The organism is Pantoea sp. B623 (assembly GCF_024814475.1).
GTDB lineage: Bacteria > Pseudomonadota > Gammaproteobacteria > Enterobacterales > Enterobacteriaceae > Pantoea > Pantoea ananatis.
Map to the genome: position 1 here is coordinate 4,229,874 of NZ_JANUXM010000004.1, position 22,580 is coordinate 4,252,453.

Annotated in this window: 14 protein-coding genes and 1 pseudogene; all 15 read left to right on the plus strand. The window is 47.5% G+C overall.

The genetic code is table 11. The features are described 5' to 3' along the window. Positions 1 to 129: 129 nt before the first annotated feature. Positions 130 to 1,089: an HTH-type transcriptional regulator Cbl gene (gene cbl / locus NXS97_RS21550; protein ID WP_013026296.1), complete on the plus strand. Its 960-nt coding sequence runs from the start codon at positions 130 to 132 to the stop codon at positions 1,087 to 1,089. Positions 1,090 to 1,868: 779 nt separating this feature from the next. After that, on the plus strand, positions 1,869 to 3,962 hold the full coding sequence (locus NXS97_RS21555; RefSeq protein WP_181901428.1) for an NUDIX hydrolase: 2,094 nt from the start codon (positions 1,869 to 1,871) through the stop codon (positions 3,960 to 3,962). Between the two features lie 1,449 nt (positions 3,963 to 5,411). Further along, positions 5,412 to 5,648, plus strand: a complete 237-nt coding sequence (locus NXS97_RS21560) for a hypothetical protein (RefSeq protein ID WP_042677263.1) — start codon at positions 5,412 to 5,414, stop codon at positions 5,646 to 5,648. A 104-nt stretch (positions 5,649 to 5,752) separates the two neighbouring features. Next, complete coding sequence (locus NXS97_RS21565; protein WP_105076852.1) at positions 5,753 to 7,033, plus strand: HlyD family secretion protein; 1,281 nt, start codon at positions 5,753 to 5,755, stop codon at positions 7,031 to 7,033. Beyond that, the gene (locus NXS97_RS21570) at positions 7,020 to 9,125 is read left to right on the plus strand and encodes a peptidase domain-containing ABC transporter (protein ID WP_405037498.1); all 2,106 of its coding nucleotides are present in this window, start codon (positions 7,020 to 7,022) and stop codon (positions 9,123 to 9,125) included. Before NXS97_RS21565 ends, NXS97_RS21570 begins: the two co-directional genes overlap by 14 nt. Positions 9,126 to 9,527: 402 nt before the next feature. After that, positions 9,528 to 10,847, plus strand: coding sequence for a PTS sugar transporter subunit IIC (locus NXS97_RS21575; protein WP_042677258.1), 1,320 nt, complete (start codon positions 9,528 to 9,530; stop codon positions 10,845 to 10,847). Positions 10,848 to 11,018: 171 nt separating this feature from the next. Then, positions 11,019 to 11,840: pseudogene (locus tag NXS97_RS21580) on the plus strand (LysR substrate-binding domain-containing protein); the annotation flags it as partial. A gap of 150 nt (positions 11,841 to 11,990) precedes the next feature. Further along, the gene (locus NXS97_RS21585; protein WP_029570234.1) at positions 11,991 to 13,448 is read left to right on the plus strand and encodes an NAD-dependent succinate-semialdehyde dehydrogenase; all 1,458 of its coding nucleotides are present in this window, start codon (positions 11,991 to 11,993) and stop codon (positions 13,446 to 13,448) included. A 353-nt stretch (positions 13,449 to 13,801) separates the two neighbouring features. Beyond that, positions 13,802 to 15,271, plus strand: coding sequence for an aldehyde dehydrogenase (locus NXS97_RS21590; RefSeq protein WP_014605498.1), 1,470 nt, complete (start codon positions 13,802 to 13,804; stop codon positions 15,269 to 15,271). Positions 15,272 to 15,303: 32 nt separating this feature from the next. Then, the gene (locus NXS97_RS21595) at positions 15,304 to 15,972 is read left to right on the plus strand and encodes a haloacid dehalogenase type II (RefSeq protein WP_013026293.1); all 669 of its coding nucleotides are present in this window, start codon (positions 15,304 to 15,306) and stop codon (positions 15,970 to 15,972) included. A gap of 10 nt (positions 15,973 to 15,982) precedes the next feature. Next, positions 15,983 to 17,260, plus strand: a complete 1,278-nt coding sequence (locus tag NXS97_RS21600; RefSeq protein WP_116219934.1) for an FAD-binding oxidoreductase — start codon at positions 15,983 to 15,985, stop codon at positions 17,258 to 17,260. A 145-nt stretch (positions 17,261 to 17,405) separates the two neighbouring features. Next, positions 17,406 to 19,013, plus strand: a complete 1,608-nt coding sequence (locus NXS97_RS21605) for an ABC transporter substrate-binding protein (RefSeq protein ID WP_022623356.1) — start codon at positions 17,406 to 17,408, stop codon at positions 19,011 to 19,013. Between the two features lie 26 nt (positions 19,014 to 19,039). Beyond that, positions 19,040 to 19,993: an ABC transporter permease gene (locus NXS97_RS21610; protein WP_022623355.1), complete on the plus strand. Its 954-nt coding sequence runs from the start codon at positions 19,040 to 19,042 to the stop codon at positions 19,991 to 19,993. Next, positions 19,993 to 20,841: an ABC transporter permease gene (locus tag NXS97_RS21615; protein ID WP_014605501.1), complete on the plus strand. Its 849-nt coding sequence runs from the start codon at positions 19,993 to 19,995 to the stop codon at positions 20,839 to 20,841. The genes NXS97_RS21610 and NXS97_RS21615 overlap by 1 nt, the downstream gene beginning before the upstream one ends. Then, positions 20,838 to 22,502 carry an ABC transporter ATP-binding protein gene (locus NXS97_RS21620; protein ID WP_013026288.1) on the plus strand — a complete coding sequence of 555 codons (1,665 nt, stop codon included), beginning with the start codon at positions 20,838 to 20,840 and terminating at the stop codon, positions 22,500 to 22,502. The genes NXS97_RS21615 and NXS97_RS21620 overlap by 4 nt, the downstream gene beginning before the upstream one ends. The last annotated feature ends 78 nt before the right edge of the window (positions 22,503 to 22,580 follow it).

Sequence of the window (22,580 nt, forward strand, 5' to 3'; positions counted from 1 at the left end):
TGCAGCTCAACGTCTCCCGCCCTGTTCTATATGCTTAAAATGCATAAATAAAACTTTTTTAGTATTTCCAGTTATCGAAAATCCTTTTTACCCTCTGTTTATCGGATTGTGTAAAGAGAGGTAAATAGTGTGAATTTCCAGCAACTTAAAATTATCCGCGAAGCGGCACGACGGGAGTTCAACCTTACAGAGGTCGCAAGCACGCTATTTACTTCGCAATCGGGCGTCAGTCGCCATATTCGCGATCTTGAAGATGAGCTTGGGGTTGAAATCTTTATCCGGCGCGGCAAGCGGCTGCTTGGCATGACAGAGCCCGGGAAAGCGCTATTAACCATTGCGGAGCGCATTCTGGACGAAGCCGGTAAAGTCCGCCGTCTGGCTGACGTGTTTACCAATGAATCCAGCGGTATCCTTTCCATCGCCACCACGCATACGCAGGCGCGTTACAGTCTGCCGCCCGTCATCAAGGCGTTTCGCCAGCTTTATCCCAACGTCAGGCTTGAACTGAACCAGGGCTCGCCGCAGGAAATTGTGAACATGCTGCTGGCAGGCGAGGTGGATGTCGGAATTGCCAGTGAGATGCTGGTGAATAACAGCAGCCTGGCGGCGTTTCCGTGGTTTAGCTGGCATCATGCCCTGCTGGTGCCGCACGATCACGAACTGGTGCAGCAACAGCCGGTATCGCTCAATGCGCTCAGTCACCATCCGCTCATTACCTATCGCCAGGGGATCACCGGGCGTTCACGTGTGGACCGGGCCTTCCAGGGGGCAGGCTTAAAGCCGGACATCGTGCTCAGCGCACAGGATTCCGATGTGGTGAAAACCTATGTCAAACTTGGCCTTGGTGTCGGTATTCTGGCCGATCAGGCCTGTGAAACCGAACCGGGCGGTGAGCTGGTCAGGCTGGATGCCACGCATCTGTTTGAGGCTAATACGGTGTGGCTGGGGCTGAAACGGGGCCAACTGCAGCGCAACTATGTCTGGCAATTTCTGGAGCTGTGCAACGCCAACTTATCGCTTGAAGAGATTAAAGAGCAGGCACTGTCCTCCGCGGGTGACGATGAGCCGGTCATCGATTTTCAGATTTAGCGACCCTGGGCATCCTGTGCCCTGGCGCAACGGCATAAAAATTTTTTTGATCGTAATTTGCCATAGTGAACCCTATCAGGCTCAAATAACATAATGAGCTGACAAACACCCTCATGAGTTAAAAAGTAACGGTGTGAGGACATAACGTCACCGTTAATAATCCAGTCACAGGCAAGACCGATCTCACTGACTACTTTAAAGTCGGTCAAGCTAGCCGAATAGGCTCGTATCACTGCAGGTATTTACTGGTATCAACAAATATTTCAACAGAATGCTCGAAGGGCATCTGGCGCTGTTTAATTTCTCTGACAGGTTCAACGCGCGGTGTGGCTGTTCAGTAAGCAGGCGCTGGCAGTATCGAATGCGGATGCAAACATGCAGTTAATTTTGTTTGAAGGCGCTATAATGGAAGTTGTTATCGATGGGGAACTGGCCAATTAATTCTGCGAAATTAAGGGTGGGTTATAATATCAAGCACTCCCTGCATGACTTTATGCTTCCTTGTCTAATGTCTATTAAATAAACCCAAGCTTACTAAAGCTGAACGAGAGAAATAAATGATAAAATCGAGTTTTAAATATTTTTTACATCATAAAGAACGGGGGGGTGATAACTTTATTTAGAATATAAAACATATCATTAAAATAAAAATAACCCTCCACATTGTGAGGGATGGGTTCCTTATTTTTTACAATTTAACTTATTAGTGTCAATAATTAAAATTATCTAAGATGGAACTAGTGTTAGTAATTTTCCACTTAATTAAAAAGGAGAATGCTATGTTTTCAACGTTCAAAAGTAACATGATTAATAATTTTAAAAGTTTAGGCAGAAGTAATGATGGCGGCTATCCGTTAGATAGATTCAATACTCGGGAAGAAGGAAGGTTGTGTAAAAAACAATATGAAAAAGTTTTTAATTTAAAACATAAAAATCCAATAATAGTGGAAAATTTTTTAGACTTTATGGGGCGGGTTAGACTTTATCAGTCAGAAAATACGAGTCCCGAAGTTATGAGCGAACTCAGGAAAACAATACCTATTTATTCATGTGAAATTGCTGATATCTACAACAGCAAAGTGGTTTTTCGGGGAATGCATTTATCGAAAGAATTTACTGATATCATTAAAACTGGACCACGTGGGCAGAAAAGTCAGTTTTTGGCACATAGCATAATGCATGGGTTCAAAAAAAAAGATGGGTCATATTTTGGTCGTGGCGTTACGAGTGTTTCAACATTAAAGGCGGTTGCATTGAAGTTTGCGACCAATCTCAAAGCGGGAGAGGAGGCTGTATTAATTAATTTAGAAATGCTGGGTGACAGACCGAAAGAATATAAGTCTGGTGCAAAAGGTATCGTTCCTGAGTATAGCACTCTCCCTCACGATATTCAGAACCCGCAAAGTGAGCATGAAATTATTCTCGATATAACAAACCGCTACGAAATAAGTAATGTCACCTACAGATATGGTGTTATGAACATCGATATGAAAGCTTTTGGTGCGGACAGAAGCGGTGTAGACGACTTTTCTTCTTCGACCAACAGGTGGAGTCGCATCAGCAATACAATGGGTAGTACCCCGGGAGGAGTATTTAAAAATGAAAATAACAAACTAATTTATGTAAAAGTGGTCAGTAGTGAGAGTCGGGCGCGCAATGAAATTTTAGCCTCAAGGCTTTACGCTCTAGCTGGCGTTGATGCGGTTAGTTTGAGAGGGGTAATGCACAACTCTCAATATGCAGTGACGTCACTTTTCGATAGCAATTTAAAGAAAATTAATTTCGATTCGAATTATGCACATGTGAAAGGATTGCATGAAGGATTTATAACTGATGTGTGGTTGGCTAACTGGGACGTTGTAGGTGAAGAGAAAGATAATATCTTGATGAAAAATGGCTTGGCCAAGCGTATTGATGTAGGAGGAGCTCTTCTTTTCAGAGCGCAGAATGGGTTGAAACGAACGGATTTTAATATTGTTCCAAATGAAATAACTACCATGCTAGATGCTAAAGTAAATTATGCGGCCGCTCAGGTTTTTTCCTCTATATCCAGAAATAAAATCATCGAGGGCATTAAACGTCTCAGTGATATTGATAACGAAAAAATTATCAGAGAATGCTTGACTCATGGGCCGGGTAAGAGAAAAGACAGGTTTGCATTGGCGAAAATTCTGATTGAAAGAAAAAATTGGCTGATAAAAGAATTAAATAACGACTTACCGCATATTCATATCAAGAAAAATGATAGTAATCGAATTGTCGGTATCAAATCTCCTTCAAAGCCAAGTCCTCTGCTTTTGTGGGAAGGAAAAAAAGATATACTTTTAGACACAATACTGACTATTACGCCTGGCACAATGCTGCCCCTTTCACTGAACCATGCTGTGTTTCGCCCTTGGCAGCCACCATCCACGAGTGAGGGTTGGAGTAAAATACAAACTTCTGATGTAAAAATTAAAGAGCCTAAATTTATCCCTACTGAAGGGAAGAGAATTGCTGCCGGCGCTGTCATCATTGAACCTGATCTGCGAATTTGGCTTTGTGAGCCCACTAACCATTTTGGCGGACAAACGTTGGTCATTCCTAAAGGAACTATTGATAAGGCATTACCAGATTTGCAAGTGACAGCAGTAAAAGAAGCATTTGAAGAAACGGGTTTACATGTAAAACTCACTGAGTTTATCGGAGACTATGAAAGAACGACTACAAAGGTAAGATATTATCTTGCAAAGAGAATAAGTGGCACACCTGCAGATATGGGATGGGAATCACAAAGCGTAAAGCTGATGTCGCTTAAAAATGCGTATCTTAAGACTGATTCTGATGTCGAAAGAAGAATATTCAAAAAGTTACATGACTTGCTGTTTAAATAATGCTTGATAGAAAAATAGAATGTTAATTTATAGCATTTTACTATACTTATTAGAGGCGAAATATCGTGTGGTTTTTATTCGTTTGTATCTTGAATTAACACCTTGAACGCACTCTGTTAGTAATGCGTGGTCATACAGATTGATAAATTACTTAGACCTGAATGTATAAATGCGTACGTAATTTTTTAATATTTGGAGTGTAATGAGATTCTATAAAAAGTAGAAATTCCTAATAGGGTAAATTCATCATCAAAAGGCTATGAGTTCCGCCAGATAAGAAATCATCTGGATAATAGGTTCATTAGGCTGCATACACAGCTGGTAAATCTAGACCACCTCGGTGTTCTTTATGTCAGCGGAACACTTATCGACAACATCTTTTTTATTTAACTGAAGAATTCACACTTTATTGCTGTTTTACAAATTTTGCAACGACGTCTTTGAAGGCGATATTTTCAAAGTACAGACCGGCAGACATTTATTTGAGACAGCGATCCTCATCCTCAAGTCCTTTAATCTTTGTAATAGCAGAAGTATCCATCAGACCATAGTTTTTTCAAGTTGTGTAACGAGGTCTTATGGATCTTTGCTTCGCTGCAGCCATCTTTGTGGGTGTATCCAGCTTAGCCGGACATCTGAAGGGGAATTAGCGGATGTTCGGTTGACTGGGCTTGTCGCATGGCAATCTTCTCTCGGAAAATAATCAGTATGTAGGAAGATCTCTAAAAGTAAATTACACGATTATGCGGGATGCTCACGGCAACAATGTGCATGCATTCTTACTACGTTGTAAAAAGCAGCATCAAATACAATTTTGTTTGTGCTGTGCTGCGTCAGCGCAAAAGCGAGCCTCACAAAGGAGATGACAGGATATTAAATAAATATTATCGTTTTTTTTGATAAAATTATTTTATAGATAGATGTGTTACATGAGGCGATAAATTACGTGCTGTCCTACATTAATTCACAAAAAATTATTTGAACATTCGTTAAACACTGAACATTTCAAGCATGCGCATGAGTAGCAAGCTAATTATTAGCCTTTTATTTATATATTAAGAAATGATGCTTAAGATCTTTATAAGAATTTTCTTATCACAATGATTTATGATAATAGATTAATTATTTTTTTCTATGTGTAGTCTAATTCCTACAATATAATTCTCTTAATTCCCTGCTGTGTTTTTTAAATTTAACAGAGAAGGTATTGAAGATTGAAAAAAAGGGATAAATCGCATTTACTCTATTATAAATATAGCTTTTGTTTTTTTTACTAAACGCAGTGGTAAGTAAAAGCATTAATTATTTTTCACCTGAAGTTTTTTCTATTAAGTCCAATAAAGTTGGACTTATCGATTTGAGTTATGTAGCTTTATTAAAGGTTGATGAATAAGTGTCAGCCTACTCAAGAAGTTATTAATCTACGTTATGGATAATAGGGGTATTAAAATGAAAGAACTTTCTAGTGTTGAAGTTGAAATGGTAAGTGGTGCTGGTGCTATCGCTGATACAGGCGCTTCAATTGGTTCTGCAATTGGGTCTATTGGCGAGCAGTTTGGTTTAAAAGGTTCAGCGAACTTTGGTAAAGAGATTGGCGCTCTTTGGGGTTCGATTGCTGAAAAAGGACTCCAGACTTTCACTGGTTTCCTGGGCGCTGGTACCGGTGCTAATAATGCTGGTAAATAATTTCAATCGCTGTTAAGTCGATTGGATGATGACTGGCCCTTATTTTGGGGCCAGTCGAACTCACAATCATCTAATATTTTTAAATATAAAGTTAAGGATGGAAATTGTTCCGCCAGGAAGCATTAGAAAACAGGAAAAGAAAATGGACAGGAAGAGCGATGTTACTTAAAGGTGCACCTGTCTGGCTTTCTCTGACAGTTACCTTATTTTTTATCATCGCATTTTTCTCTCTTATTATTTGTGGGAGTTTTACTCGACGTATTAATGTTTCTGGTGAAGTCACAACCTTCCCAAGACCCGTCAATGTTTATTCTCCTGCTTCAGGATACGTCGCCAAACAATATGTTAATGCAGGTGATTTAGTTAAAAAAGGAGATTCAATATACCTGGTTGATACGACGAGATTTTCTCTAGATGGCACCGTTGATACACAAAAAAAAATTGAAATTAAAAGTCAGATTAATCGTATCAACGATATTGTCAATCATATGCATGAAAAGAAGATGATCGTATTACAAGAGCTTTCTAATCAAAAAAAACAGTATGAAAATGCACTAATTTACTCTTCCTCATTACTTAAAGATGCACAAGAGGGAATGAAGATATTTAAAAAAAACATGACCTCTTACGAACTCTATCAGCATAAAGGGCTCATTAATAAAGAACAGTTAAATAATCAAGTTGCTATGTATTATCAGCAACAAAGTAATGTGTTGTCTCTTAGCTCTCAAAACAAACAGAACATGATTGAGGTGGGTGAAATTGAAAGTAAGATGCACATTCAATCAGTTGAGGTTGATAATGAAATATATCAAATGGAACTCAAGCGTATCGAACTCCAGAAGGAATTAATCGGTGCTGAAGCTGATAACTCAACTTTGATAAAATCTGCTTCTGATGGAGTAATCGATTCTATGAACATCACCAGAGGACAAATGGTGCATTCTGGTGATAGTCTTCTTCAAATAATACCGTCTGACGCAAAGACCTTTTATGTTGTCATTTGGGTCCCTAATAGCGCTATTCCTTATATTACATTGGGTATGAATGTTAATATCCGCTATGAAGCTTTTCCCGCACAAAAATTTGGTCAGTTCGCAGGTAAAATAATAACACTTTCTAAAACACCCGCTACTCAGCAAGAAATCCTGTCATATCATTCTGGACCCGATCGTTCTCAATTAGAAAATCTTCCTTATTATAAAGTTATCATCGAACCTTTGAATCAAAAAATATTTTTCGAAAAAAAAATGTTACCTCTTCAAAATGGAATGAAGGCGGTAATTACTCTTTTTCTTGAAAAAAGAAAGATTTATCAGTGGATGGCAACGCCATTTTATGACATGAAAAACAGTATTTCGGAACAGGTCAATAATGGAAAATAAACTTGAATTAATTTTAAGTAAATTAGGATTGCGGTTTTTTAGCGGAATTCCTGTGATTCATCAGGCAGAGTCATCAGAATGTGGAATTGCTTCCCTTGCGATGGTCTGTTCCCACTTTGGGAAAAATATTAGCATGCTCGACCTCCGCCGTAGATTTAGCCCTTCAACACGCGGAGCGACATTAGCTCATATCAAACAAGTTGCCCAACAACTCGGTTTAAATTCACGAGCGCTATCGCTTGACATTAATGAACTTACACAACTCAAAAAACCATGTATTCTTCACTGGAATTTTAACCACTTTGTTGTGCTTGTAAAAGTAAGAAAAAATCAGCTTATCATACATGATCCTGCAAAAGGCAGAGTCACATTATCGTATGGTGAGGTGAGTAAATTTTTTACAGGAGTGGCTTTGGAGTTATGGCCCGGAAATAACTTTGCACAGATAAAGAAAACAAAAAAAATTGATCTTGCTGTCTTTATTAGTGGTGTCGAAGGTATTAAAAAAGCAATAATAAAAATATTTTGCTTATCTTTAGTTATCGAAGCTATCACTCTCTTGCTTCCCATTGGTACCCAGATAGTTTTGGATCATGTCATTCCGTCGTTTGATAGCGGATTATTGGAACTTATTTGTCTTTCCTTGTTTTTACTAATTTTGTTAAGAACAACGTTAAGTATGATCAGAACCTGGTCGTCTTTGGTAATGAGCACACTGATTGAAATCCAATGGAAAACAGGCCTTTTTTCTCACTTGCTAAATCTGCCATTAGCTTTTTTTGAACGTCGTCGTATAGGGGATATTCAGTCAAGATTTAATTCACTAGATGATTTACGTAATAACTTTACTACAAATGTAGTAGGGGCCATTATGGATTTTATTCTGGTGCTTGGTGTCTCCGGTATGCTATGGCTTTATGGTGGTGATCTTTTTTTTGTAGTAGTAGGTTTTTCCTTAATTTACATTGTAATTCGAGTGTTAAGCTATAATTATTACAGACAGCTTTCTGAAGAGTCTATGGTCAGTCAAGCTCGTGTAAATTCATATTTCGTAGAAACGCTTTACGGTATTGTTACGATAAAAACCCAAGGCATGGTTGATAACAGAACGAACAGCTTAACTAATATTCTTATTGAGAAAGTTAATACTGGCATAAGGCTCAAAAAACTGGATATGCTTTTCAGTGGCATCAATACGTTTGTCACTACCTGTGAACAAGTTATTATATTATGGTTAGGTGCCAGTATGGTAATAGACAATCGACTAACTGTTGGAATGTTTATTGCATTCAGTTCATTCAGGGAGCAATTTTCTGATCGTATTGCATCGTTGGTCAATGCGATTTTGCAACTTAAAATGATGAGCTTGCACAATGAACGGGTTTCCGATATTGCATTGAATGAGGTGGAGGCTAAGAAAACTGATTTTGACTATAATACACAAATGCAGCCTTTGTCGCTTGTTGCAACAGGTATTTCATACAGATATGACGTGTTTTCGAAATTTCTTTTTGAGAATGTAAATCTTTCTATTCGCAAAGGAGAATGTATCGCGATTATCGGCCCATCTGGATCAGGGAAGACTACTTTTCTTAAGATTTTGATGGGGTTGTTTTCACCAACGGAGGGTGTAGTAAAAATAAACGATAATGATATCGCTGCGATTGGTATGAATAATTACAGGAAAATGATTGCGTGTGTAATGCAAGAAGATAAAATATTCGCTGGAACTATTAGAGAAAATATATGCGGATTCGCAGAGGAGATTGATTCGGATTGGATGGAAAGATGCGCACGAATCAGTTATATCCATGATGATATTATGGATTTTCCAATGGGATACGACACTTTATTAGGGGAATTAGGAGAGGGAATGTCAGGAGGGCAAAAGCAACGAATTTTTATCGCCAGGGCAATTTACCGAAAACCTGGAATTCTTTTTATGGATGAAGCGACTAGCCATCTGGATAGTGAATGTGAGGCTCAGGTGAGTAACGCGATTAAAAAGATGAAAATTACGCGTGTCATCGTTGCTCACAGAGAAACTACCATTTCCTCTGCCGATCGTATTGTCGATCTGTCTACGCTTTGAGTGTTCAGGTATAAAGTGATATAAAATTTCTCTATTGGAACAGCCCTGACAGTTAATGTTATTCAGTCTTATATAGAAAAAACCATTTAGTGCATTTAGTTTAGATTTAAATGCTAATTAATTTTTTTTTCTGGTTTTTAAAACTACCAGTGACATACTTTAGTTCACAGTACATAAAATCGATTCTGCTATGATAACTTTTACATAAAAAGGCGAGAACGATTGGCGTGAGGCACGTCGATGAGTAAGAGTGTATGGCATTCTATAAAGCTTCATGAAAGATATGAAACTTTTTTGATGTTTTTTTTAGTTATTGATAAATTTGATGTTATTGTGATTGGTTGACTGTAGTGATTGTTTTTACCTCAGAATTTCTGATAATGTATTTAAGAGGAAAGGTGAATGTCTCTGCAAGAGAATGCGATTGATTTCATTGAAGGATGTGCCGTCCGTTTAGATAGCCTTCGTTATGTAAAAGCGATTAAAGCTTCTTTTGTTACATTAATGCCGGTAATTATCGTTGGCGCGTTTTCAGTACTTATTTCAGGCATGGTGCTTGAACCAAAAAATGGACTTACAAGTTATCCCGCACTTACGTTTTTAATAGATCTAAAGCCAGTCATGACAAGCATTTACTATGCTACACAAGGCTTTCTTAGTATTGGTGCGGTGTTCATGGTAGGCATTGAGCTGGCCCGGATTAATGGGAATCAAAAGTTGTTGCCTGGTTTGTTAGCCGTCGTATGTTTTATCTCTGTTATACAAACATCACTTCCTGTAACGCTTGACGGGCATTCAATTATTATACCTGATGTACTTGCAAAAGAGTTTTCTGGTAGTAAAAGTCTGTTTTTGGGTATACTTATCGCAATTTTTTCAGTTGAAATATACTGTAAGTTGGAAAGCTTTAGCTGGCTAAAAATTAAAATGCCAGATACTGTTCCTTCAAATATTTATGATTCCTTTACTGCGCTCATTCCTTCTGTCATCACAGTTTTAATCGTTGCATCGATTGGTGCTGTTTTCCATCGGCTGACGGGAGTTTATTTATATGATGCTATTTATTTACTTATGCAGAAACCCCTCGAATCCGTTACCCAAAGTCTATGGGGAGTAATGCTACTTGTCGTATTTGCGCAACTTTTTTGGTTAATTGGTGTACATGGCGATCAGATGATATTGGCAATCCGTGATCCACTTCTCCTTGGCGCGGTTATGGAGAATATGGACGCCTATGGACAGGGAAAAGACGCACCCAATGTCATTACTATGCCTTTTTGGGACGTATATATGGGTATTGGTGGCTCGGGCGCTACTATTGGTCTGATTATCGCAGTTCTTATGGTGACTAAAAGAAAGGATATGCGAGAAATTGCACGACTCTCACTTGGCCCGGCTATTTTTAATATCAATGAACCTGTTATTTTTGGTATGCCTATCATTCTCAACCCTGTTCTTGCTATTCCTTTTGTTATTACTCCTGTAGTTACAGGTACAATAGCCTATTTCGCTACTCTATATGGCTTTGCTGGCAAAGCAGTATTGATGGTGCCATGGACGACGCCTCCACTTATTAATGCCTGGGTTTCTACAGCGGGTTCCATGGGGGCCGTTATGACACAGTTAGTTTGTATAATTATTTCTGTTTTTATCTATCTTCCCTTCGTTAAGGCTACGGCCAGAAAAAACAACAGTGTTCACCTAAAGTTTAATTCTCAGTAATGATTTTTTTGACAAGGGAAACATCATTTTTAAGACATTTTATTATGGTTGTGAGTCTGTTTTCGTACTGATTATTAATATGTGATTATCGTAAACTTTACTGATTTATTAATCAGCTTGAGGTATGTTTTTTTATTTAGGTAAACTATTTACGCCTCGCACAAATTTTTTGAAATTTATGTTCGATACAGTAAACGTCTGCTCGACATGACGAAACCAGACAAGGTACTTCTCACCATTACCGAGCGCATTTTGGGCGAAGCTGGTAAAGTCCGCCGTCTGGCTGACGTGTTTACCAATGAATCCAGCGGTATCCTTTCCATCGCCACCACGCATACGCAGGCGCGTTACAGTCTGCCGCCCGTCATCAAGGCGTTTCGCCAGCTTTATCCCAACGTCAGGCTTGAACTGAACCAGGGCTCGCCGCAGGAAATTGTGAACATGCTGCTGGCAGGCGAGGTGGATGTCGGAATTGCCAGTGAGATGCTGGTGAATAACAGCAGCCTGGCGGCGTTTCCGTGGTTTAGCTGGCATCATGCCCTGCTGGTGCCGCACGATCACGAACTGGTGCAGCAACAGCCGGTATCGCTCAATGCGCTCAGTCACCATCCGCTCATTACCTATCGCCAGGGGATCACCGGGCGTTCACGTGTGGACCGGGCCTTCCAGGGGGCAGGCTTAAAGCCGGACATCGTGCTCAGCGCACAGGATTCCGATGTGGTGAAAACCTATGTCAAACTTGGCCTTGGTGTCGGTATTCTGGCCGATCAGGCCTGTGAAACCGAACCGGGCGGTGAGCTGGTCAGGCTGGATGCCACGCATCTGTTTGAGGCTAATACGGTGTGGCTGGGGCTGAAACGGGGCCAACTGCAGCGCAACTATGTCTGGCAATTTCTGGAGCTGTGCAACGCCAACTTATCGCTTGAAGAGATTAAAGAGCAGGCACTGTCCTCCGCGGGTGACGATGAGCCGGTTATCGATTTTCAGATTTAGCGACCTGAACATCCAGCGCCCTGGCACAACGGCATAAAATTTTTTTTCTGCCGTAAATCCTCACAGCGAACGCTTTCTGGCCGGCAATAACAACATCCTGCGCTTCTCCCCTCCCGATAAAGTGGAAAGATCTGAACAAAGGGGGATGCGATGTCACGTATACAACTAAAAGATCACACGCTGTTGCGTCAGCAGGCGCTGTTTGCGGGTCAATGGCAGAACGGTTATCAGGGCGAAACGCTGCCGGTTATCGATCCGGCAACCGGTGAGACGCTGGCGACGGTTCCGGCGCTGGGGCGGAAAGAAACCGAGGCGGCGATCGATCATGCGGAGTCGGTACGCCATGACTGGGCCAAAACACCCAACGCCACACGCGCCGCACTGCTGGAAAAGTGGTATCAGTTGATTGTCGATAACGCCGACGATCTTGCCATCATCATGACGGCCGAGCAGGGCAAACCGCTGGCGGAAGCCAGAGGCGAAGTCCTGTACGGAGCCAGTTTCGTTAAGTGGTTTGCCGAAGAGGCGCGTCGCATTTACGGCGATACCATTCCCGCGCCCACGTCCGACCGCAGAATCATCGTGTTAAAACAGCCGGTCGGCGTAGCGGCAGCCATTACGCCGTGGAATTTTCCCATTGCCATGATTACCCGCAAGGTGGCGCCTGCGCTGGCGGCGGGTTGTCCGATTATCGTTAAACCTTCTGACCTGACGCCGCTGTCTGCCCTGGCGCTGGCGGTTCTGGCAGAGCGCGCCGGTTTTCCGTCCGGTGTTTTGCAGGTGGTCACCGGTATGCCGACGGAAATTGGCGCCGCACTGACCGAAAGCCGCCTGGTGCGTAAAATTTCATTCACCGGCTCAACCCGTGTGGGTCAGTTACTGATGAAACAATGTGCCGACAGCGTAAAACGGTTGAGTCTGGAACTGGGCGGCAACGCGCCGTTAATCGTTTTCGATGACGCCGATATTGAGATCGCGGTGGCTGGCGTCATGACCAGCAAATTCCGTAACGCCGGGCAAACCTGTGTTTGCGCCAACCGGATTCTGGTACAGCGCAACATCTATGAACGCTTTTCCGCCCGCTTACTGGAAGCCGTGGCCACCCTTAAGGTGGGCGACGGATTTGCGGCCGGTAGCACCCTCGGGCCCCTGATCAATACCGCCGCGGTTGAAAAGGTCAATGCACATATCGACGATGCCTTACAGAAAGGGGCGACGCTGTTAACGGGCGGCATCAGCAGCGGAGCGGGAACCTGGGTTCAGCCTACCGTTCTGGGGCAGGTGACGAGTGAGATGCGCATTGCGCAGGAAGAGACCTTTGGCCCGGTGGCACCACTGTTTGTGTTTGACGATGAGGCGCAGGCATTGGCGATGGCGAACGATACGCCTTATGGCCTGGGCGCGTATTTCTTCACGGAGAATATTCGACGCGCCTGGCGGGTAGCGGAAGCGCTGGAATTTGGCATGGTAGGATTTAATACGGGCGTAATCTCTTTAGAAGTGGCGCCCTTTGGCGGCGTTAAATTATCGGGAATCGGTCGTGAAGGCTCACGTTACGGAATTGATGAATATCTGGAACAAAAAACATTCCATCTCGGCAGCTTGTAATTTAAGACGTAATACCTGAATTCAGGCGCCAGCATAATCGTTATGCTGGCGCTTTTTTTGTGCGTCAGATCTGGTTTTTGCGCCTTTTCTCCTTTTTAGTGCAAGTTTCATGCGCAATGCACCAAAGCAAGGCGGATTTTTTGTGAGGTAAATCATCTGTTTAACGCTTCGGCAATTCCGCAATAAATCCGTCATTAATACGGCAGAAAAATTTTTTTGCGTCGTTTTAAACGCATTTTTATTTTTTTAACGGCTGGCATACTTTCTGCATTACCTAATTACTTATTCAGAAAAGCATTGCCGAAATTTAACCAATCCAGAGTGTGATGGGTGTAACAAATAAGGATTCTTCCATGTTGAGTTTCGACCCGGAAAGCGTGCCACTCCCGTTAGGCCATTATATCGGCGGGAAACATGTGCAAACACAAGGCGAATCTTTTGCCGTTAAACGCCCCTCAGATGGTCGTGTTTTTGCCACCCTGCATGAAGCGCAGGCGGACGATGTTGATCGTGCCGTGATGACGGCGCATCAGGCACTAAAAACCAGCGGCTGGTCAGGTTGTTCCCCCCGTGAACGCGGTCGGGTTTTGCGCCGCTGGGCGGACTTAATCGAACAGGATCTGCTGCTGGCCCAGCTTGAAGCACTTGGCTCAACGCGTCCGATCGCCGACGTGGTACAGCATGAAATTCCCTTCACCGCCGAAGCCATTCGTTTCTATGCCGAATGTGCTGACAAATACAGCGGTGACCTGTTTCCCACGCGGGATAGCAGCCTGGGAATGCTGATTGCCGAACCCTATGGCGTGATCGGGGCGATTACGCCCTGGAATTTCCCCCTGTCGATGGCCTCGTGGAAATGCGGGCCGGCCCTGGCAGCAGGAAATGCGGTGGTGCTGAAACCCTCTGAACTCACCCCGCTTTCTACCGTGCGCATGGCAGAGCTGGCGGTTCAGGCTGGTTTACCCGCTGGCATCCTGAATATCGTGCAGGGCAGCGGGGCGGTAACGGGCAGCGCGCTCGTCAGACATCCGCGAGTGCGCAAAGTGTCTTTCACCGGTTCCACCCTGACCGGAGCGCGCATCATGAGCGATGCCGCACAGTTTGGCATGAAGCCCGTTACGCTGGAACTGGGCGGTAAAAGCCCCCAACTGGTTTTCGATGATGCAGGGGATATTGAGGTGCTGGCGCAGCGTATTCTGCGCGGCTTCACCGCAAATGGCGGCCAGGCCTGCGTTGCGGGTACGCGCTTAATCGTGCAGCGCGGCATTGCCGATGCGCTGACGGAACGGCTGGCGGCGTTATGTCGTGAGGCCAGGCCAGGCGTTACATGGCAGGACACCTCGCGTTATGCACCGCTGATTGATGCGCGCCAGGGCAATAAAGTGCGTTCGGTCATTGAAGATGCCAAAGCGCAGGGCGCTGAGGTGCTGGTAGGCGGCGAACGCTTCGCGGACACCGATGAGGGCTGGTTCTGGCAACCCACGCTGTTAAGCCAGGTGAAGCAGGATAATCCGGCGGTACAGCAGGAAATTTTTGGTCCGGTACTGACCATTCAGACCTTCGACGATGAAGAGCAGGGGCTGGCGCTGGCAGCACATGATACGTACGGCCTGTGTGCCGGTGTGCATACGCTGAGCCTGCCACGGGCCATGCGGGCGATACGGGCGATTGATGCCGGTACCGTGTGGGTCAATCGCTATGGACGCTCCGGCGATTTCATCATTCCAACCGGCGGTTTTCTGGGCTCGGGTATTGGTAAAGATTTGGGACGCCAGGCGTTCCAGGCCTGCCAGCGCCAGAAAAGCGTACTTATCGATTTTTAAGCACCACACCTGACAATAACGAGGTTAATTCCATGGCACTGTTTAAACCCAAATTCATCACTTTTGATTGTTACGGCACGCTGATCTTTTTTGATATGGCAGGTGCAGCAAAGCGCTGTTTTGCGGAGCGGGTGGACGCGAATGCCATGGATGCCTTTGTCGCTGACTTTTCGGGCTATCGTCTGGATGAGGTGCTGGGTGCCTGGAAGCCTTATTACGACGTGGTGAGCAATGCGATTCAGCGCACCTGTAAAAAATGGGGCGTGAAATGGGAGCAGGCAGACAGTGATTTTATCTACACCGACTGCGCCACCTGGGGACCGCATCCGGATGTGCCCGCCGGATTAGCCAAAGTGGCGAAAGAATTTCCGCTGGTGCTGCTGACCAACTCAATGAACGACCTGATTCCGCATCACATTCCTCGTCTTGGCGCGCCTGTGCATATGGCGATTACGGCGGAAGAGGCCGGTGCCTATAAACCGCAGATGAAAGGCTTTGAATACATGCTGGAAAAACTGGACTGCCGTCCGGACGAAATTCTGCATGTGTCATCCAGTTTCCGTTATGACCTGATGACCGCGCACGACCTGGGCATTAAGCATAAGGTCTGGGTCAATCGCGGGCATGAACCGGCCAATCCCTATTATCAATACACCGAAATTAAAGATATTGGCGGCCTGCCTGGCGTCGTCGGTCTTTGAGGACACCGTCATGAAACTGGAATCGTACTGGCAAGCCACCGCCCCGTCGTTCAGCGCCGCCGCTAAAGCCCCCTTACCGGCACAGGCCGATGTGGTCGTGATTGGGGCGGGTTTTACCGGTGTGTCCGCAGCGCTGACGCTGGCGCGTAGCGGAATTAATGTGGTGGTGCTGGACAGCGGAGAGGTGATGAGTCAGGCCTCGTCACGCAACGGCGGCCATTGCAACACCGGCGTGGCGCAAAACTTTGCCTCGCTGGTTGGCAGCCACGGACTTGACCAGGCCAGTCGCTTCTACAAGGCATTTGACGATGCGGTGACCTATGTTGAGCAGTTAATTAAGCAAGAGCAGATCGACTGCGATTTTCGTCTGTGCGGCAAGCTCAAACTGGCCAGCAAGGCATCCCACTTCTCCGGCCTGCAGGACGCCTGGACACTGATGCGCCGCACCGTGGATCCCGATATCCAGTTACTGAGCAAAGATGAGGTTCAGCGTGAAATTGGCGGTGGCGACTTCCATGGTGGACTCTTGCAACAGCATGGCGGCCAGATGCACATGGGCAAGTTTGGTGTGGGCCTGGCCGAAGCTGCGGTGCGCAGTGGCGCAAAAATCTATACCTATCATCACGTCACTCAGCTGGTACGGCTCGACGGCTATCGTCACCGGGTGGTCACCAGCCAGGGCGAAATCCTGACCGACAAAGTGCTGATGGCAACCGGCTGCTCCAGCGAAGGCCCGTTCCCGTGGTTTCAGCGTCGTATTGTGCCGGTGGGCAGTTTTATTGTCGTCACTGAGCCACTGGATAACACGCTGCTTCATGCGCTGCTGCCCGAAAACCGCAACTACGTGACCTCGATGAACATCGGTAACTACTTCCGTACCACGGCGGATAGCCGTCTGGTGTTTGGTGGCAGGGCGCGCTTCGCCATCAGCAATCCAACGTCGGATTCACGCAGCGGCGACATCCTGCATGCGGCAATGGCGAAAATGTTCCCCCAACTGGCTAACACGAAGATCGACTACTGCTGGGGCGGCATGGTGGATATGAGTGCCGATCGTCTGCCACATGCCGGTGAACAGGACGGGGTGTTTTATTCGCTGGGTTACAGCGGGCATGGCACGCAGATGTCGGTATGGATGGGCCGGGTGATGGCCGATCTGATAAGTGAGAAATCTCGCGATAACCCCTGGCAGCGCGAGGCATGGCCTGCACTACCGGGCTATCACGGAAAACCGTGGTTTTTGCCGCTCGCCGGGCTCTACTACAAAGCAAAGGATCGCCTTTCATAAATTCACACTGTTTTTCAGGCCGCTCTGGGCGCGCAGTGAATGACGACTCGCCAGCCCGGCAGCGGAACGGCCAGCCAGCATGCGCCGTCTGAATGACGCAGGGGATGTTTCCATGTTCTCTCGAACACGTAATGAGGGTGTACAGATGAGTAAAATTGATAATAAAGAATCTGACGTAACCAATCCTGCTCTGACGCGGATGATCACGGAGGGCACGCTGTCCCGTCGCAGTTTAATGAAGCTGCTTTCCGCCGGTGCAGTGATGAGCACCGGACTGATCGGCTTTCCCGGCGTGGCGCTGGCAGAAAGCAAACCGGTTCAGGGCGGAAAAATACGTGTTGGCATGTCTAACGCGTCTGCGACTGATACGCTTGATCCGGCAAAAGGCAGCAACAGCGCCGACTACACGCGCCAGTTTATGTTTTACAGCTGTCTGACAGAGGTCGACAAGTCAATGTCGGTTAAGCCCGGCCTGGCTGAGTCGGTGGATTCGGACGACGGTATCACCTGGAGCATCAAACTGCGCAAAGGCGTCACGTTCCACGACGGTAAGCCCTTTACCGCGAAAGACGTGATTTTCTCGCTTAACCGCCATAAAGATCCCGCCGTGGCCTCAAGTGCATTCAAGCTTGCCGAACAGTTCAAGACCCTTACAGCTGTCAACGACAATGAAGTTCAGCTTGTTCTCGTGGCACCCAACTTTGACCTTCCTTACATGCTGACGACATCTCCCTTCCTGATCGTTCAGGATGGCACCAAAGATTTCAGCAAAGGGATCGGCACCGGCCCCTTCGTGTGCAAAAGCTTTACGCCCGGGGTCAATACCGTGGGCACCAAAAACCCCAACTACTTTAAACCGGGGCTTCCGCATCTGGATGAAGTGGAACTGCTGGGTGTGACCGATCAGGCCGCCCGCGTCAACGCGCTGCTGTCGGGCGATATCCAGGTGGCCTCGGGTCTGAAAGCGCCGGACAGTATGCGCATCAGCCGTACGCCGGACCATGCGGTGCTTGAAACCAAAGGTGGCATGTACACCAACCTGATTATCCGCACCGATATCAAACCCGGCAGCAACCCGGATTTCGTGCTGGCGATGAAATATCTGCAGCCCAGAGAAATCATCGTGAAAACCGTGCTGCAGGGCTTTGGCGACGTGAGTAATGACACGCCGGTTCCACCCTGGCATCCGCTGTTTAACGCCGACCTTAAACCGCGTCCGCTCGATCCCGAAAAAGCCAAATTTTATATCAACAAAGCGGGCATGACCGGGCAGACCATTGAGATTGTGACCTCTCCGCCGCTGGAAGGCGCAACGGAAGGGGCACAGCTGATTCAGCAGGTAGGACGCAATGCAGGCCTGAACGTCAACGTGCGTCGCGTGCCTTATGAAGGCTACTGGGGCACCCACTGGATGAAAGATCCGGTGGGCTACGGCTCGATCAACCCGCGCCCAACGCTCGATATGCTGTTCTCACAGTTCTACCTGTCAAGCTCATCCACCAACGAGAGCGGCTGGAAAAACCCTCAGTTCGATCAGTTGGTGATTGCGGCACGTGGCGAACGTGATAAAGCCAAACGCAAGCAGATGTACGGCGATATGCAAACCCTGATCTATGACCACTGCGGTACGCTCATCCCGGCATTTATCAGTTCCATGGACGGTTACAGCAAGAAGGTTAACGGACTTGAAGCCTGGCCATCGGGCATGCTGATGGGCTATCGCTTCCATGAGTTCGCCTGGCTTTCAGCCTGATAATCGTCTGAAGAAGGAGTTCGCCGATGAACCGATACATGATGTTCCTGATTGCCCGGCGCATTGGCGCTGGCATCCTGACCTTGCTTATCGTCTCGGCGGTGGTGTTTTTTATCACCAGCCTGCTGCCGGGCGATGCGGCGCAAATGATCCTGGGGCAAAACGCCACGCCGGAAACCGTGGCGGCTCTGCGCCAGCAGTTGGGCTTAGATCAGCCCCTGCTGGTGCGCTATTTCACCTGGCTTTGCGGTATGCTGACAGGGAATTTTGGCACCTCATTTGCCAGTCATCTGCCGGTAGCACAGCTGGTGGCGCAGCGCTTGCCTGCCACCTTTGAACTGGCTGCCACCACCACGGCGATTTGTGTCCCGCTGGCGCTGATTATTGGCATCGCGGCGGCCATGAATCGTGGCTCAAAACTCGATCGTGCCCTGGTGATTGGCACCATGGCAACGGTTGCGGTACCGGAGTTTCTGGTTGCAACCGTCGCGGTCCTGATTTTTGCAGTGAAGCTGCACTGGGTTTCGGCCATGTCGCTGGGCAGCCCCAATATGGACTTCGCCAGCTACCTTAAAGCCTATGCGCTGCCGGTGATGACGTTATGCTGCGGCCTGGTGGCACAAATGGCGCGCATGACCCGCGCGGCCATTATTAACCAGCTCGACAGCCCTTATCTGGAAATGGCCTTGCTGAAAGGCGTTTCCCCGATGCGGGCGGTGCTCCGTCATGCCTTACCGAATGCCGTTGGCCCTATCGCTAACGCCATTTCCCTCAGTCTTTCTTACCTGTTTGGTGGGGTCATCATTATCGAAACCATCTTCAGCTATCCCGGCCTGGCCAGTCAGATGGTCGATGCGGTCAGCAACCGCGATCTGCCGGTAGTTCAACTCTGTGTGATGCTGTTTGCCAGCTGCTATCTGCTTCTGCTGCTGGCGGCCGATATCCTGACTATCGCCTTTAACCCGAAATGGAGGAGCTGATGAAAATATTGCTTCCCTGGCGCATTTTTCAGTCACTGTCTTTATCGGGCCAGTTAGGCCTGGTGGTGACCTTGTTCTGGCTAATTATCGCGCTCTTCGGCACCTGGTGGGCGCCCCACAATCTCGACGACATTGGTGCGGGCCCGTTAATGGGGGGATTTACGCATGAAAACCTGCTGGGTACGGATTACCTGGGGCGGGATATGCTCAGCCGCATTATGTACGGGGCGAAATTTTCCCTTGGCCTGGCGCTGGGCGCTGCGGTGCTGGCCAGCCTGATTGGCACCCTGCTGGCGCTGTTAGCGGCGGTGACCGGACGCTGGCTGGAAGAGCTGCTGGGCCGTATCAACGACGCCATGCTGGTGTTACCGGGGAAAATCCTGGCGCTGATGATCGTGGCAGTGTTCGGATCTTCATTGCCGATGCTGCTGATTACTGCGGTATTCACCTACTGGCCCGGCGCATTTCGTATCGCCTTTGCCCTGGCCAGTAACTTGCGCAATATGGATTATGTCCGCGCCTCCCGACTGCGGGGAGAAAGCCGCTGGTACATCGCCATCCACGATATTCTGCCCAATATGGTGCACCCGGTCCTGGCCGATTTTGGCCTGCGTTTTGTGTATATCGTTTTACTGCTGAGCGGGCTGAGCTTCCTTGGCCTGGGCGTTCAGCCACCTTATGCCGACTGGGGAACATTAGTGCGTGAAAATATTCAGGGGCTGTTTGATGGTTCACCGGCCGTGTTGATGCCCGCGGTGGCCATTGCCAGCCTGACCATCGCCGTTAACCTGTTTATTGACAGCTTGCAAAGCATGCGTCCGTTGACGCTGGCAAAGGAGGGGGCATGAACGTGACGCAACATACGGCAATGCCTGTGATATCTGTCGATAACCTGCGCGTAACGGCGCATAACGACAACGGGGATGAGCTGGATATCGTGTCCGATATTCGCTTCACGGTGCAAAAAGGCGAAGTGCTGGCGCTGATTGGCGAATCCGGCTCGGGTAAAACCACTATTGCGATGGCGCTCATGGGCTATGCACGCCACGGCTGTAAAATAGCCGAGGGCAATATTCATGTTGCGGGGACCAACATCATGAATCTTACCCCCGCACAGTTGCGCGTTTTTCGCGGCAACAAAGTCGCCTACATTGCCCAGAGTGCGGCTGCCTCTTTTAACCCCGGCATGAAAATTATCGATCAGGTCATTGAACCGGTCGTGATTCACGGCACCATGACGCGCAAGGCGGCGAAGGCCAAAGCGCTGGCGTTGTTTCGTGAGCTGGCGTTACCCAACCCGGATACGATTGGCGATCGCTTCCCCCATCAGGTCTCGGGCGGGCAGTTACAGCGTTTGATGACGGCGATGGCGCTGATCAGCGATCCGGACGTGGTGATTCTGGATGAACCCACGACGGCGCTGGATGTCACCACCCAGGTTGAAGTGTTGAAAGCCTTTCGTCGGGTGGTCAAACAGCGCGGCGTAACGGCAATTTATGTCAGTCATGACCTGGCCGTGGTGGCACAAATGGCCGATCGCATCCTTGTTCTGCTGCAAGGTAAAATCGCTGAGTACGGCACCACTGCGCACCTGATTGGCGCACCGCAAGCGGACTATACGCGCCTGTTGATGGATGCGGCTCAGCAGAAAGAGCGGCCCAGCCACTGGTGCCCGGCGAAAGCCGGTGAACTGCCGCTACTGGAAGTGCGCGATCTGTCTGCCGGTTACGGCCCGAAAGGCAGCGATGGCTTACCCAAAGTGCGCATTCTGGAAAACATCAATCTGACGCTCTGGAAAGGTCAGGCCATCGGCATTATTGGTGAATCCGGATCGGGCAAAACCACCCTGGCTCACGCTATCGCTGGCCTCAATCCGGCCTGCCAGGGGCAAATCTTGTTTAATGGCTACACGGTGGCCGATCAGATGCAAAAGCGCACGGATAACGAGCTGCGCCGGATTCAGTATGTTTTCCAGATGGCTGATACGGCGCTCAATCCGGCGCACAGCGTGGAGCGGATTCTGTCACGTCCTCTGACGCTGTTTCATGGTCTGAGCGGCATCGCCCGGCAGAACCGGCTGTATCAACTTCTGGATCTGGTGAAGTTGCCGCGCACGGTACTCTCGCGCCGTCCCTGGTCGTTGTCCGGTGGGCAAAAGCAGCGTGTGAATCTGGCACGTGCCCTGGCGGCAGAACCGGATGTCATTCTCTGTGATGAGGTGACCTCGGCGCTTGATACCGTAGTGGCCTCGGCGGTGCTGGATCTGATCAGTGAACTGCGCCGTGAGCTGGGATTGTCGGTAATGTTTATCAGCCACGATATGCACGCCGTGCGTGCCGTGTGTGACGAGATCGTTGTGATGCGCAATGGCGCTATCGTGACCCAGCTGGCACGCGGTAACTACGATCAACCGACCAGTGAGCTCTATTTCGAACGCCTGAAACGTGCGGTTCCTGAGCTACGTCAGGGCTGGCTGGACGAGCATGAAGAGATTCTGAAAGCCGAATAACCGGCACCGCCATTTTGGCAAGCAAAACTCATTTTGGGGCAGCTGAACCAGGGTCATTCTGCCCCAATACACGACGAG

Excerpts from the sequence above, each read along its gene's own strand:
- NXS97_RS21610 (WP_022623355.1), top strand. The coding sequence starts at position 19,040 with ATGAACCGATACATGATGTTCCTGATTGCCCGGCGCATTGGCGCTGGC.
- NXS97_RS21620 (WP_013026288.1), top strand. The coding sequence starts at position 20,838 with ATGAACGTGACGCAACATACGGCAATGCCTGTGATATCTGTCGATAAC.
- NXS97_RS21590 (WP_014605498.1), top strand. The coding sequence starts at position 13,802 with ATGTTGAGTTTCGACCCGGAAAGCGTGCCACTCCCGTTAGGCCATTAT.
- NXS97_RS21575 (WP_042677258.1), top strand. The coding sequence starts at position 9,528 with ATGTCTCTGCAAGAGAATGCGATTGATTTCATTGAAGGATGTGCCGTC.
- NXS97_RS21585 (WP_029570234.1), top strand. The coding sequence starts at position 11,991 with ATGTCACGTATACAACTAAAAGATCACACGCTGTTGCGTCAGCAGGCG.
- NXS97_RS21600 (WP_116219934.1), top strand. The coding sequence starts at position 15,983 with ATGAAACTGGAATCGTACTGGCAAGCCACCGCCCCGTCGTTCAGCGCC.
- NXS97_RS21560 (WP_042677263.1), top strand. The coding sequence starts at position 5,412 with ATGAAAGAACTTTCTAGTGTTGAAGTTGAAATGGTAAGTGGTGCTGGT.
- NXS97_RS21615 (WP_014605501.1), top strand. The coding sequence starts at position 19,993 with ATGAAAATATTGCTTCCCTGGCGCATTTTTCAGTCACTGTCTTTATCG.
- NXS97_RS21555 (WP_181901428.1), top strand. The coding sequence starts at position 1,869 with ATGTTTTCAACGTTCAAAAGTAACATGATTAATAATTTTAAAAGTTTA.
- NXS97_RS21605 (WP_022623356.1), top strand. The coding sequence starts at position 17,406 with ATGAGTAAAATTGATAATAAAGAATCTGACGTAACCAATCCTGCTCTG.
- NXS97_RS21595 (WP_013026293.1), top strand. The coding sequence starts at position 15,304 with ATGGCACTGTTTAAACCCAAATTCATCACTTTTGATTGTTACGGCACG.